This window comes from Xanthomonas axonopodis, from assembly GCF_001304695.1.
In the GTDB taxonomy this organism is placed as follows: Bacteria; Pseudomonadota; Gammaproteobacteria; order Xanthomonadales; family Xanthomonadaceae; genus Xanthomonas; species Xanthomonas axonopodis.
Genome location: NZ_JFAQ01000070.1, coordinates 1 through 15,130, shown reverse-complemented (window position 1 = coordinate 15,130; position 15,130 = coordinate 1). Strand labels below are relative to the sequence as shown.

At 64.1% G+C, this 15,130-nt stretch carries 6 protein-coding genes and 3 pseudogenes; all 9 read right to left on the bottom strand.

From position 1 onward, the window contains the following. Positions 1–387, bottom strand: a pseudogene (locus XAXN_RS07555) (xylose isomerase); the annotation flags it as partial. A gap of 47 nt (positions 388–434) precedes the next feature. Beyond that, positions 435–1,928, bottom strand: coding sequence for a xylulokinase (xylB, locus tag XAXN_RS07550; protein WP_054319088.1), 1,494 nt, complete (start codon positions 1,926–1,928; stop codon positions 435–437). Continuing rightward, positions 1,925–4,297: a glycoside hydrolase family 95 protein gene (locus XAXN_RS07545; protein WP_054319087.1), complete on the bottom strand. Its 2,373-nt coding sequence runs from the start codon at positions 4,295–4,297 to the stop codon at positions 1,925–1,927. Before XAXN_RS07545 ends, xylB begins: the two co-directional genes overlap by 4 nt. A 91-nt stretch (positions 4,298–4,388) precedes the next feature. Next, positions 4,389–7,292 (bottom strand): TIM-barrel domain-containing protein, encoded by a 2,904-nt coding sequence (locus XAXN_RS07540; RefSeq protein WP_054319089.1) that lies wholly within the window; start codon positions 7,290–7,292, stop codon positions 4,389–4,391. A gap of 103 nt (positions 7,293–7,395) precedes the next feature. After that, the gene (gene galD / locus XAXN_RS07535; RefSeq protein WP_054319086.1) at positions 7,396–9,123 is read right to left on the bottom strand and encodes a GH35 family beta-galactosidase GalD; all 1,728 of its coding nucleotides are present in this window, start codon (positions 9,121–9,123) and stop codon (positions 7,396–7,398) included. 11 nt (positions 9,124–9,134) lie between these two features. Continuing rightward, a complete protein-coding gene (locus tag XAXN_RS07530) occupies positions 9,135–11,051 on the bottom strand; it encodes a sialate O-acetylesterase (protein ID WP_054319085.1) in 1,917 nt (638 codons plus the stop codon). A gap of 384 nt (positions 11,052–11,435) precedes the next feature. Further along, positions 11,436–14,344: pseudogene (locus XAXN_RS07525) on the bottom strand (TonB-dependent receptor). A 255-nt stretch (positions 14,345–14,599) separates the two neighbouring features. Further along, a pseudogene (locus XAXN_RS23615) lies at positions 14,600–14,707 on the bottom strand (galactose-binding protein); the annotation flags it as partial. Positions 14,708–14,904: 197 nt separating this feature from the next. Continuing rightward, positions 14,905–15,130 (bottom strand): IS3 family transposase (locus XAXN_RS07520; protein WP_054319084.1); only part of this gene is annotated, 226 nt, incomplete at its 5' end.

Here is a 15,130-nt window from a genome sequence, read left to right as displayed (position 1 = left end):
GTGGGTGAGGTTGCTCTCGTACTCAGTGATGTTGTCGGCATCCGGCGACAGGTCGATGTCGTGGAAGCAGTAGTACGGCACGCCGAGCTTGGTGAAGAACTCGAACGCCGCATCGGCCTTGGCTTCGGCGCGGTTCAACGCGGTATTGCCCACGTCCCACGGATACGCACGCGTGCCCGGGCCGAACGGATCGGCGCCATTGCCGCAGAAGCTGTGCCAGTAGGCCACGGCAAAGCGCAGATGCTCGGCCATGGTCTTGTCGCCGATCGTCTTGTTGGCGTCGTAGACCTTGAACGCGAGCGGGTTGTCCGAATCGCGGCCTTCGAAGCCGATCTTGCCGATGCCGGGGAAATATTCTTTCGCGCCGATGTACACGGTGTTGCTCATGGAGTGTGAAGTCCTTGCTGCTGGGGGAGTTGTAGAAAAACGATCGATCAGCCGGCATAGAGCGGGCTGACGACATGCAGGTGCTTGAGGAAGGTCTGGTAGTGCTGCTGATACTGGGCTACGCGCTGCGGGTTGGGCTGTGCGGCAAGCGCATCGTCCACCTGCAGGTGCTCCAGCACCACATCGGCCAACGCGGCATCGCCGCCATCGGCGCGCTCGCATGCCCACAATGCCTGCAGCGCGGCACCGAACGCAGCGCCTTCGGGCTGGGTCGGTACCACGACCTGCAGGTTGAAGATGTCGGCCACCATCTGCCGCCACTGTGCGCTCTTGCTGCCGCCACCGGTGAGCAGGATGGTATCGAACTGCAAGCCGGCAGCAACGAAGGCATCGAAGCCGTTGCGCAGGCTGTAGGTGGCACCTTCCATCGCGGCGCGATAGAAATGCGCGGCGGTGGTGTTGTGCAGATCCATCCCGAACAGGCAGCCGCGCGCGGCCGGCAGATCCGGGGTGCGCTCGCCATTGAAGAACGGCAGCAGCACCAGGCCGTCGGCGCCCGGTGCGGTGTCGGCGATCATCGCTTCGGTCTGGTCGCGGGTGATGGAGAACATGCGCATCACCGCCTCGGTGGCAACGGTGCAATTCATCGTGCAGATCAATGGCAACCAGCCGCCACTGGAGGAGCAGAACGCGGCCCAGCGCGCCTCATCGTCTACCACCGGGTGATCGGCATAGGCGAACAAGGTGCCGGAGGTACCCAGGCTCATGGTCAGACGCCCTGGCACCACGTTGCCGGTGCCGATGGCGGCCATCATGTTGTCGCCACCGCCGGTGGTGACGCGCACGCCGGCAGGCAGATTCAATGCCTGGGCGGCGGCATCGGACAACGCGTAGACCGCGCCGGTGTCGACCAGCGGCGGCAATGCATCGCGCAGGTCGCGTTGGGCATCCACCGCGCTCAACATGCGCTGGGACCACTGCCGCGTACGCACATCCAGCCAGCCGGTACCGGAGGCATCGCCCACTTCGGCAAAGCGCTCGCCAGTGAGCCAGAAGTTGATGTAGTCATGCGGCAGCATCACCGTGGTCATCGCTGCATACGCCTCGGAGCGATGCTTGCGAGTCCACGGCAATTTGGATGCGGTATAGCCGGCCATGATGGGATTGCCTGCCGCAGCTACGCTGCCTGCGGCGCCGCCGACGGCGTCCATGATTTCATCGCATTCCAGCGCGGTGCTGGTATCGCACCACAGCTTGACCGGCGCGGTGACGCTGCCGTCGGCCGCCACCGGCACGAAGCCATGCTGCTGGCCCGACACGGAAATGCCGCGCACGCGTGCACGCTGTTCGCCATCGAGCTGCGCGAAACAATGCACGATGCCGTCGATCCACCACTGCGCCTGCTGCTCGCGGGTGCCGTCCTCGCGGCTGATCAGCTCCATGGGCGCGGCAATGGTGGCGACCACGGCGCGATCCTGCGGATCGTAGGCCACCAGCTTGACGCTCTGCGTGCCCACATCCAGTCCTACGTACAAGCTCATTGCGTCACCAATCGGTTGTTGTTGAGCCTCACCTGCTGGGTGCGGCCTGCGCCCAGTTCCAGGTCCAGGGTCTGCCCTGCGTAGGACAGTTGATAGCGCCCGCCACGATCGCTGTGCACCCGTGCCTGCTGCAAGCGACCACCCTCCCATTCCAGATCCACGCTGGCGCCGCCACGCACGCGCAAACCGCGCACGCTGCCGCGCGGCCAGGCCTTGGGCAAGGCAGGCAGCAGGAACACGCTACCGCCCCAGCTTTGCAGCAGCATCTCGGTGATGCCGGCGGTGCCGCCGAAGTTGCCATCGATCTGGAACGGTGGATGCGCGTCGAACAGGTTCGGGTAGGTGCGCTCGGGCGAGATCAGCAATTGAAGGATGCGGTAGGCATGCTCGCCATCGGCCAGCCGCGCCCACAGGTTCAGCCGCCAGCCGATGCCCCAGCCGGTGGCGTTGTCGCCACGGATTTCCAGCGTGCGCTTGGCTGCGGCGGCCAGCTCGGGCGTATCGCGCAGGTTGATCTGGCTGGACGGATGCAGGGCATACAGGTGCGAAACATGCCGGTGCTGCATCTCTGACGCCTGCATGTCCCAATCCTGCTGCCACTCCTGCAATTGGCCAGCCTGGCCAATGCGGTTGGGCGGCAACTGCTCGCGCAGCGTGGTCAGCTGCCGGGCGAAATCCGCATCCACATCGAGCAACTTGCTCGTGGCAATGCATTGCGCGAACAAATCGCGCAGCAGCTGCGCGTCCATGGTGGGCCCGGCGCACACGGCCGCACCAAATGGATGCTGGTTTTCCGGAGAGATCGATGGGTTGGTCACCATCGCGCACGTTTGTGGGTCGCGCACCAAGGTGGCAACAAAGAACTCCGCCGCGCCCTTGAACAACGGGTAGATCTTGCTCAGGTACGCGCGGTCGCGGCCGTAATCCCAGCGGTCCCACAACTGCTGGAGCAGACGCACGCCGCCCATCGGCCACAAGCTCCATTGCGCGCCGTCGATCGGGCCGGCCTGGCGCCACAGATCGGTATTGTTGTGCACCACCCAACCCGGCGCGTCGTAGAGCGCCTTCGCGGTATGCGCGCCGGTCTGGGCCAGATCGAACAACATGGCTTCCAGCGGTTCGACGCATTCGTGCAATGCGTTGGCCTCGCTGGGCCAGTAGTTCATCTCGGTATTGATGTTGATGGTGTACTTGCTTTCCCACGGCGGCTGCATCAGGTCGTTCCAGATGCCCAGCAGGTTGGCCGGCTGGGTGCCGGGCCGCGAACTGCAGATCAGCAGGTAGCGTCCGTATTGGTGATAGAGCGCGGCCAATGCCGGATCATTGCCTTGCGTGAATCGCTGCACGCGTTCGTCGGTGGGCAGCTGCGCGGCATCGCTGCTGCCGAGGGCGATCGCCACGCGCCGGAACAGGCGTTGATGATCGGCCAGATGCCCACGCAACAGCGCCGGGAAATCCAGCTTGGCAGCCTTGCGCAGGCTTGCGGCGGTCAATGCGAGCGGATCGCCATCGACCGCATCGAAGCGTTGGTAACTGGTTGCTGCGCTGAGTCGCAACACCACTTCGTCGGCCGCCTCGATGCGTAGACGGTCACGCACCTGGCTCAATTTGCCGCCGCTGACCTGCGGCAGCACCCGCAATGCAAACCGCAGCTTGCCTTCGATGCCGGCGAAGCTGCCATTGTGACCACTGAACAGCAAACCGCCCTGCTCCGCGGTAACCTCGCCGTTCTGCGGGCTGTCGATGCCCACGCGCAGCGAAATACCGCCGGGGCGGTCGCACGATAGACGCACCACGATGCATTGCGCTTGCGCAGAGACGAACACCTCCCGACGATGCACCGCGCCGCCGGAGCGGAACGTGGTGGTGGCCACCGCTGTGTCCAGATCGAGCTGACGGCGATAGTGGCTGATACCGTCGGCGCGATCGAAATCCAGCAGCAGATCGCCCAACGGTTGATACGGCATCTGCTTGAGCGGACGCGAGAGCAGCTTGGCATCGGCCAGTTGTTCGGCCTCTGCGTAGCGCCCCGCGAAGATCAGCGCACGCACCTGCGGCAACGCCGCCAGCGCGTCAGGGCTGGTGGAATCGTAGGGCCCGCCAGCGTAGAGCGTGTCCTCGTTGAGCTGCAGGCGCTCGTGGGCGATACCGCCCCACGCCATCGCGCCTAACCGCCCGTTGCCAACCGGCAAGGTTTCCCCCCATTCATTGGCCGGTTCGCGATACCACAGCTGCAGATCCTCGGCTGCCGCGACGGGCGGGGGCGCGGATTTCTTCGAAGCCTGCGCGGCCGGTGCAGCCGCCGGCACGGTGCCCAGGACCGCGATGGCGGCCCCGGTTGCCTTGCACAGCTCGCGACGGGTCAGCACGGCAACCGCCGTACTGCCTGGCCGGAACCGCGCGCGCCTGCCTTGCGGCGTTCCGGCATCTGGGTGCTCATCGACTGAAGACAGCCTGCGATCATCGGCGACGCGCTTTGCCCGACGCAATCTTGCGCTGCAACACGCTGACCGGATTGCCGTCGTATTGGATACTGGCGTCGGTCTTGGGCGCGAGCGCGCCGGCATCGTCGCGCGGGGCGTCGACAAAGCACACGTTGATGGTGCGTTTGGCCTGCATGCCGGTCCAGCTGCCTTCGCGCCTGCCGATGCTCAGCTCGCCCTTGGCCTGGTTCCAGACCAGCGGGATGCGGCTGAACTCGCCCTTCTCGTAGCCGTAGCCCTTGCCATCGTCTTCATACAGCGAGAACTGGCCATCGGCGCCGGTGTAGACCACCACGGTGAGCGGTGCGTCCGGCACCTGGTCGACGTACTCCTGCACCGGTCCGGTCGGCACGATGGAGCCGGCACGCACGAACAGCGGCATGCGTTCGATCGGCGCGGCCGCCTCGATGCTCTGGCCACCTTCGTAGCGCTTGCCGGTGGCGAAATCCAGCCAGCTGGTGCCGGCCGGCAGGTACACCTGGCGCGAGGTGGCGCCGAAGCGGGTCACCGGTGCGACCAGGAAGGCCGGCCCGAACAGGTACTGGTCGTTGATGTCGCGGACCTTGGGGTCGTTCGGAAAGTCCATCATCATGCCGCGCATGATTACGCCATCGCGCTGGTAGGTGTCGCCGGCCAGGCTGTAGATGTACGGCAGCAGCGCATAACGCAAACGGTTGTAGTAGGCCATGCTCTCGTAGAACGGCGTGCCTTCCGGTGCGATGTTCCAGATCTCGCGGTAAGGGAACTGGCCGTGCGAACGGAAGATCGGCACGAACGCACCGAACTGGAACCAGCGCGTGTTGAGCTCGCGCCATTCCGGCAGGTGGGCCGGATCCTGGTCTTCGTAACGCTTCTCCACCGCAAAGCCGCCGATGTCGAAGGTCCAGTTGGGCAGGCCCGACAACGCCATGTTCACGCCACCGGAGATCTGGTCGCGCATGTCGTCCCAGCGCGAAACGATGTCGCCGCTCCACACCGCCACCGCATTGCGCTGGGTGCCGGCATAGCCCTTGCGCGAGAGGATGAACACGCGCTTGTCGTCGGCCGCACGGTCGCCCACGTACACGCCCTGCGTGTGCGGCAACGGGTAGGAATTGAAATACTCCGTGGACGAGCCAAGCGCGTTGGGCGTGGTGCGTGCCTTGCGCTCGGCGATGTCCAGATTCGAATGTACGTCCGGCTCGTCGGCGTCCATCCACCAGGCATCGAAGCCCTTGCTGTTGAGCTTTTCGTTGATCTGGCGCCAGTAGATCGCCTGCGCCTTTTCCGAATACGGGTCGTAGAACGAGTTCTTGTAGCCTTTGCCGATCCAGTCCAGCTCACCGACCTCCACGTTGCGCTTGAACATGAAACCGGCCGCGTCCAGTTCCTTGTAGTTGGCGGTGGTTGGATAGAACTTGGGCCAGATCGAAATCATGATCTGCGCATGCATGTCGTGCACGGCCTTGACCATGCCATCCGGGTCCGGGAAGTGCTGCTTGTCGAAATCGTGCGAGCCCCAGGCATTTTCCGGCCAGTACGACCAATCGAGCACGATGTTGTCCAGCGACAGCTTGCGCTTGCGGTATTCGGCCACCGCGCCCACCAGCTCATCCTGGCTCTTGTAGCGCTCGCGGCTCTGCCAGAAGCCGTAGGCCCACTTGGGCAGCATGGTCGACTTGCCGGTCAGCTCGCGGTAGCCGGCAACGGCTTGGTCGTACGAATCGGCGGAGACGAAGTAGTAGTCGATCATCTGGCCGACTTCGGACCACAACGACAGGTCCTTCGCTTCGGCTGCCGGCAGCGGGTCGCGATGCAGCAGTGCGATGTAGCTGGGGTCGATCAGGTCCCATTCGATCTTGACGGTGTGGCGCGTGCCCGGTTCCAGATCGAGGGTGAATTCGTGGTTCCACGGGTTCCAGTTCTGGCGCCAGCGGTCGATCACCAGCTTGCCGTCCACATACAACTTGGCGTATTCGCTCGAATACAGCGAGAAGGCGTGTTCGCCACCGGTGAGCGCTTCGATCTCGCCCTCCCAGGTGACTTGCATGCGGCTGTTCTTGTCCTTGGTGATCGCCTTCTTGGGGTACTTGGGCAGATCGCTGAGGTACTGGTAGTTCACCTCGCTCTCGCGGCGTTCGAGGATTTGCTTGCCGTTGATCGCATAGCGTGCGGTCAGCGCGCCGGCCTTGCCCTTGGCGTCGTACAACTTCAGCGTTTTCGGCAGCGGCTGCAGGCCGCGCGGGTCGCCCAGGCGGGTGATCGAGTTGTTGTCCCACAGCAGGCCGTAGTTGCGGCTGGACACCAGGTACGGCACCGCCATGTCGATGTTGTTCTGCTGCAGCTCGACGTTGCGTCCCTTCTGGTTCATCCAGCCTTGCTGATGCTGGCCGAAGCCGTACAGCGCTTCGTCATCGGGCGACTGGAAGCGCTGGCGCACGCTCAGGTAGTGCTTGCCCTCGACCTTCAACGGCGCAAAGCTGCGCCCGCCAGCCACTTCCGACAGCACCGGCTTGCCGTTGGCATCGGCAAAGCTGACATGGCCGTCGACGGTGGAGATGCTGGCAGTGACCTTGCCGGTCTTCAACTGCAGGCTGTCGCCCTGCTCGGCAATCTGGAACGCGCTGTCGCCCTGCACCGGCACGCGCATCAGGCTGGGGCTGCGCGCAAAGTCGCCGTCCGGGTCTGCGCTGACGCGGATGATGCCGCTATCGACCACTTGCAGGCGCACCGGTGCGGCGCCCTTGGCGCTAGGCACCACGGTGACGCCATCGGCGGCCTTGCGCACTTCCTGCGCATGCGCGGCGTTGGCCAACAGGGCCAGCGACAACGCCAGGCACTGGGCCAGTGGCGTACGTCGGTTGGCAGGCACGGCGCCGGCAGAACGGATGGTGGTTTGCATGATCACTCCCTTTGAATGACGAAACGTTGCCGCGGGGGCGGCAGCGCATGGGTAAGACGCCGCGAGGCCGTCGCGACGGCATGCGGCGTTGTGGCGGGCGCGCTTATTTGTAGGTCGCCAGCTTGATCTTGAGCAGCTGCGGCACGCTGGAAAAATTGACCCCATAATCGGTCTGGTCGCCATTCCAGTTGCGCTGGAATTTCCAATCGTTGCCTTCGTACACGCCTTCCTCGACACGGTCGTAGATCATGTTGGCGGTGGCGTCGCTGGCCGGATGCAGGGTCACGCGCGCGTGGTAACCGGTGACCAGGAACTCGTCCGGCCCCAGCTCTGCGATCAGCGCAGCGCCGATCGGCTCAGGGTTGCCTGGCGGCTCGCCCTTGAACCAGAACTGCGGCACGCCATAGGTGATGGTGGCGCTCCAACGGTCGTTGAGCTTGAGCTCCTGCACGGCCTGGCCGGGTTCTTCGGCCGTGCCATGCAGCTGGCCTTCGGAAGCGGCCTTGGCGAACGGCCGCATGCCCATGCTGACCGCCTGAAACCCGAGCGCGAACGGCGCCAGCGTCTCCTCATCCATGTGCTTGGCGCCGAGCGGATAGTTGGAATAGCGGGTGAAATCCATCCCGAAGGCCGACCAGCCGATGCCATCGTGGCCCAACGTGGGGTACAGATAGCGCGCGTATTCAGGGCGGTTGCCGGTTTCGGCCACGAACAGCGCGTTGTCCGGGCGGGCGTAACGTTCCAGCACCGTGGTGTACATGCGGTAGTCGGGCATGTAAATGTCCGGCGCCAGCAGGTCGATATGCGGCCCGGCCGCCTTCCACACATCCAGCACGTTGTCGGTGGGGCCACCGCTGGCGTACTGGCCAGGCTGGCCCGGATTGAACGGGCCACGCAGCGCGGCGTTGACGTACATCGGCAACGGATAGGCGGCCTTGCCGGCTTCAGCTATCTGGTCGATGTAGCGGCCGATCGACCAGGCATGGAAGAACTCATCGGCATCGGCACCGAACACCTGCGCCCAGGTGCCCGGCTGCTTGTTCAGGCGCTTGAGCAATTCCTCCGGCACCGGGCCGTCAAACAGCTTCTGCGCCATCGGCGAGAAGTCGCGCACGCTGCCGTAGGTGCCCGCCTCGTTCTCCGGCTGGATCATGATCACGGTGTGCTGCGGGTCCACCTTTTTCAGGTGCTGCATGAAGGCGACGAATGCCTTGCGGTCGGCATCCAGCGTGGCCTGCGCATGCGGCGACAACGAACCGATCGACTTGCCTTCGCGGGTCACCACGCGCGGGAAGCGCTGATTGTCGGTCTTCACCCAATGCGGCGCGTACTGCGGGCCGTTGTTCTTCCAGGTCGCAAACCACAGCAGCACCAGCCGTACCTTGTGCTCGCGCGCCTGGGTGAGCAGCGTATCGACAAAGGAAAAATCGAACCTGCCTTCTTCCGGCTCCACCTGCTCCCACGCGATCGGCACCTGCACGGTGTTGGGGCCCAGCACCTGGATCGCCGGCCACACCTTGTCCATGATGCCGGGGTAGTTGCTGGAATTGTTGACCTGCGCGCCCAGGACCAGGAACGGCGCACCGTCGACCATCAACGCATGCTTGCCGTCCTTGCTGACGAATTGCGGCATCGGGGTCTGTGCAGCCGGCGCCTGCGCGTTGTCCGGCGTTGCCGCAGCGGTGGTTGCGGCAGGTTTGCCGGCATCGCCCTTGTCGCCGGATTGGCAGGCAGCCAGGGCCAGCGTCAGCGCGGACAGCAGCAGCGGACGCAGGCAACGCCGTGCGTTGGAATGGGAAATGGCGCGTGCAACGGGGGAATGCATGGACATAAGGCTCCGTGTCACCAGGTATCGGTGCGGAAGGGGGAAACAGGAAGGGCGTCGCGATTGATCAGGTTGGCGTCGTCCGGGTTCTCGCTCCAGCCGTAACGCACGGCGACCGGTGCGGCGACGGCATCGCTGCGCACGATCACGCGGTCGCCTTCGATCTGCGCGGTGGCCGGGTGGAAGCGTTGATCGGCACCGGCAATACGCAAGCCCTGCACGGCACCGCCGCCACGCACCTGCAGCGCACTGCCCTGCAGATCGAAGCTCAGCACCGCCTTGCCACCGTCAAAGCGCGCCCGCTTGAACACCGGCGCGCTGTAGACCAACTCTTCGCCATAGGCCACATGCCGCGCCGCCAGCGCCAGGCGATGGCCGACATCGCGCTTGTCGGTGGGATGGATGTCGGTGGGGTTGCCAATGTCGATGATCACCGCCTGCCCGGTTGCCGGCAGCGCCAGCGTCTTGGACTGCGATTCGCGCAACAGCGCCCACGGGCTCAGCTCGCCCGCGTCGCCACCGGCGTTGAAGTTGGCCAGCTGCACCCACAGGAACGGCAGCGTCTTATCGCCGCGCTCGGCACGCCATTGCTGGATCATCGCCGCGAACTGCTTGCGGTATTTCACCGCGCCGGTGTCGGTGGCATTGGTTTCGCCCTGGTACCAGATCACGCCCTTGACCGCGAACGGCTGCAGCGGATGGATCATCTGGTTGTACAGCAGCGTGGGCAGATGATTCTTGTTGTCGGTCAACGATACTCGCACTGCGGCCGCGCGGAATTTCCAGCCACTGAGCGCGCGTTTGGCGCCGGCGCCGGTCTGCACGAAGCGTTGTTCATCCGGGCCATGCATGTCGCCACCACCGCTGAGGTCTTCCACGCGCACCGCAATGTGGTTGACGCCGGCCTTGAGCGCCGCTGCCGGCACCTGATACACGCGTGGCAGGTTCCATTGCTTTTCGGTGCTGCCGACCTGCTGGCCGTTGACGTACGTGATGTCCGAATCGTCGATCTGGCCCACGCCCAAGGTGATGCCGGCCTTGGCTTCGGCAGCACTGAGCGTCATGGTGGTGCGATACCAGGCGATGCCGTCCATGCCGTCGTAGCCGCTGGATTCCCATTGCTTGGTGACCGGGATGCTGTCCCAGTCGCTGTCGTCGAATGCCGCTTCGCGCCATTGCGGCATCTCGCCCTCCACCTTGGGCCAACGTGCGATGCGCTTGCCGGTGGCGGCCTGCGCTGCGGCGTCGCGTTGCTTGATCGCCTCGATCGCGCCCTGGTTCTGATCGGCACTCAGGCCCAATGACGCAGTGTCCATCCACGCTTCGATCGCGCTGCCGCCCCAGGTACTGTTGACGATGCCGATCGGCACGCCGGTGCTGGCGCGCAACTCCTTGGCGAAGAAATAGCCAACCGCGGTGAATTCACCGGCGTTGGCAGGCGTTGCGGCCTTCCACTCGCCACCGGTCAGGCGCGCCTGCGGCTGCACCGCCCATGATTTGGGCACCTTGAAATGCCGCAGCTGCGCATCGTTGGCAGCGGCCACCGCTTGCGGGCCGTTGCTGGCCTGGGCCAACGGCCATTCCATGTTCGATTGCCCGCTGGCCAGCCACACATCGCCGACCAGCACGTCGCGCACCTGCAGTTCGCCACCGTCGCCCTGCACGCGCAGCACGTACGGGCCACCGGCTGCGTGTGCAGGCAGCTCGACCTTCCATTGCCCTGTTGCGTCGGCCTTTGCGGTTGCGCGCTTGCCGTCGAAGCTGACCGTGATCGCGGCATTGGACGAAGACCAGCCCCAGACCGGCATTGGCTGATCGCGCTGCAGCACGGCGCCATCGGCCAATAGCAGCGGCAGCGTCGACACCGCCCAGGCACACGGACTTGCCAGCACCAGGCAGAGCAGGCAGCCACGACGAACGAAAGAAGCGGTCATGCAGTGATCTCCAAAGTGGGCGCAGCCGAACAGCGCACAGCGATACGACGGAGAACAGCGTCATACACGGTAAGACAGCGCGATGACGCGCGCAGCGGCGCAGCGCTCATCGGGGATCGCCATAGAAAATGCCACGGCCACCGGTGGCGAAGTACACGCGACCAGGAAGTCGCGGGGCGCCGGTCACGCTCGGCCGTCATGCCAGACCAATGAAATATTCCTGGAAAGGTATTCGCGGAACCTCTAACAACGCCAGAAAACCCGGCACCTCTGCCATGACCAAGCCAGAGCATCGGACCAGGCGTGGCGGGCTCAACTCTGTGAGCCCGCGCGCATCGGCTGCATGATCGCGCACACTTACCAGTTCATGCGCAGCACCAGCGACTAGCGCCGGTCATTGACGAACCAGCTGCGCGTATACAGGTGGTTGTCGACCTCGCCGCCCCTGTAGGACGTCGGCCCCATCAACACCTTGGTCACCGTGTTGGTCAGGTTGTTGGCCTGCACGCCGAACTGCACATGCGGGTTGAAGCGATAGAACACCGAGGCGTCGAGCTGGCCGTAATCGTCCGACCAGGTCGGCAATTTGGTCGACACATCGCTGTCGGTCAGCAGGTAACGCGAACGCCAGTTGTAGGCCAGGCGCAACGAAAGCGGCCCTTTCTCGTAGATACCGGCCAGGTTGTAGCTGCGCCGCGACAGACCTTCCAGCGGCAGGCTCACACCGGTGACGGTGGTCTGGGTGTACGGGTCGGTGGCGGTGTTCACGCCGCCGCTGCTGTCGACGAAGGTGAAGTTGGCATTGACGCCGAACCCGCTCAGCCAACCCGGCCAAGAATCGAAGAACTGCGTGTAGCCGTATTCGAAGCAGCGGATGCGCCCCTTGTCCATATTGTACGGACGCGTCACCAGCCAGTCCTGCCCGCCGTAGTTTTCGGTGACGGTCTGGTTGGAGAAGTAATCCTTGACGCTCTTGTAGAACAGCGTCAGGTACATCATGTTGCTGGTGTCGAAGTACCACTCCAGCGCGGTGTCGTACTGATTGGCCTTCATCGGCTGCAGATTGGGATTGCCGGCGGTACCGGTCCACCTGACACAGTGCCGTTGGACTCGGTGTTCGCCGCGAGCAGCAGGTACGGCTACAACTGCGTGTAGTCCGGGCGCGCCATCGCCTTGGACGCGGCGATACGCCACTGCAGCGCATCGGAGAACTTGAAGCGCATGTTGAAGCTCGGCAGCACGTTGGTGTAGCTGCCCTTGGCATTGTTGGCGAAGTACTGCCCGGTGTATTGATCCCGCAGTTCTTCCAAACCCGCGCTTCCCGACAGGTCCGGGAACTGGCCGTAGCCATTGGCCTCGGTCTTGGTCTGCACGATACGCACGCCGATATTGCCGTCCACCGGCACGCCCAACGCTTCGTCGTTGCCGAAGTACAGCACCGCATACGCGGCCTGGGTGCGTTCGAACTGGCGATTGATGTCCTGCAGGTGATACTTGTCCGGCGCCCAGCCCGACCCGCGCAGCGCCACGAGCTGCTCGATCATCTTCGAGGTACCGGCGTAGTCCTTGACCGCGGCGTTACTCGGAAAATACAGGCTGTTGGGCAGATCGATCTTGCCGCGGAACAGATTGGAATACGAATACAGCTGCGAGGTGCCGGTCATGTAGGTGGCCAGATCGGCCAGTCCGGTCGCGTTGGCGGTACTGGGAATCTGCGCCCAGTTATCGCTGATCACACCCCAGTTGTAGCCGGAGTTCTTGTTGATCTGGGTGCGGTCGGTGGCGCGGATGCCGGCACGGAAGGTGCGCAGCCAGGAACTGTCGTCGAATGCATACTCCAGGTCGAAGCGCATGGCCAGCTCGCGGCCGCGATTGTTCGCCAGATGGTCCATCGCCGCACTCCAGAAATAATTGGAGGGGTTGCTGGTATAGGTGGTGTCGGCAATCGCGACCGATGGATATTTGCCGCTCAGATCGAAGATCAGGCCCGGCAGGTAGATCGAATCGAACAGGGTGAAGTCCAGCGAATCGCTCTCCGAGCGCACCAGCTGCATATCGCCGCGCACGGTGAGGTTGCTGGTGAGCTTGTGGGTAAAGCCACCGGACAAATCCGAGGTGGTCGTGCTCTGCTGCGCGTAGCGGTTATTGGTGTAGAAGCGCACGCCATCGTTGCCGGTGACGTTGCCACGCCAGGAACTGGATGCCGGCGAGCCGCTGACGAAGCGGCCGTCGGCATCGTAGGTAAATTGCGTGCCGGGCGCCGGACCGATCGCGTTAGTGTCGTCGTTGAAAAACGCTGCGCGCTCCTGCCAGTTCATGTCGTAACTGGAGCGCATGTACTGCACGTAGATCTCGGTGTCGTCGCTGGGCCGCCACTGGAACGCGCCGGCCACGCCGTTGCGCTTGCGCTCGAAATCGAGCTGCCGCCAGTTGACGCCGCCGGGCACGTAGACCTTGTCGAAGTTGGTGCCTTCCAGCAGCGCCGCATCGGTGCGACGCACGAACGGCTCGACCTGGATGCCATCGCTGCGGGTGGCCAGTTCCGAATGTGCCACATCCACCATCAAGCCCATCTCGCCGAGGCCGGTGTTCCAGCGATCGCTGAAGAGAAACGAGCCCGATGGTTTGTCGGTCTTGCTGAAATCGCCGTAGTTCACGTCGGCGGTCGCACCGATGATGCGGCCCGGCTGGTCGAACGGCATGCGCGTGCGCAGATTGACCGTGCCGCCAAGACCGCCTTCGATGATGTCCGCCGACGGGTTCTTGTAGACATCCACGCCCGCCATCAGCTCGGCCGGCACATCCTCGAAACTCAGACCACGGCCACTGGCGGCGCTGAAGCTGTCGCGGCCATTGAGCTCGCCGCGCACCTGGGTCATGCCACGAATCATCACGCCACTGCCTGCGGCAGAAAAGTGGTCCGGATCGTTACGCGCCATGAAGTGGTCGATGGTCACGCCGCTCACACGCTGCAGGGTTTCGGTGACGCTGCGGTCAGGCAGCGCACCGATATCCTCGGCACTGACCGAGTCGACGATCTGTTCGGCATCGTGCTTGATCGACTGCGACTTGATCAAGCTGGCGCGCACACCGCGCACTTCGACCGCATCCAGGTCGGTGGCCTTGCTCGCAGTGCTTGAGGAGGCATTCTGGGACGACTGCACCTGCTGGGCATAGACCGGCGCAGCGAGCAAGAGCCCGATGCTGATGGCCATGGCGGAACGGCGCAACGATGGCAAACGACGGGCGAGCACGCCCCTACCTGCCGAGGCATGGCTGGAACACTGATACATCTGAATTCCTCCCAGGACGCAAGACGATTGAATCGGGTTGTCGCAGCGCAAACGCGCGGCGTGATCACGCAAAAAACGGGCGATGTCGCCCGTCAAATCCCTCCAGCAGGCGGCCTGGCCGCCGATCGCGTGCCCGACGTGACGTGCGCTTCAGCGTGCGATCTGGTTCACACGTATAGGCGCACCGCGCAGCGCCAGCCAATGAAAATTTCACAGGCTGCTATTCCACCGCGGAATAGCGACGGACGCATTTGGTCAGGCAAGGGAGTCCGGCACGCGTAGCGCCGGATACAGACGTCGTGCAGTGGTGCGCAACGCCTGCAGGATGCGCTCGGCACCTGGCGGCAGCCGGCCCCCGCGCCGTCAGCGCTCTACTCTGGGCACATTGTCGATAGGATGACCCCTCTCCTTCACAGGTGGCCCGATGACTGTGCGACCGCATTGCATCCCGCAGTACCGAGCGGCACTTCCCCTGCTGCTGTGCGCCGTCTTCGCTCCCCCTCTGATTGGATGTTCGCGCATGAACACGCCTACTGATACGCCCAGGGTTCCGTAGACACTCAAGACCCTCGTTGCGCGTAGCGCCGTTCAGACTCTACAGGGGACAGGTCCTCCGTTGAACCATGACGGCGTTTAGGGTTGTAGAACATCTCGATGTAGTCGAACACCTCAGCGCGTGCGGCGTCCTTGGTGGGGTAGACCCGCCGCCTGATCCGCTCGCGTTTGAGCAGGCCGAAGAAGCTCTCTACCGGGGCGTTATCGTGGCAGTTGCCGAGACGAATCATG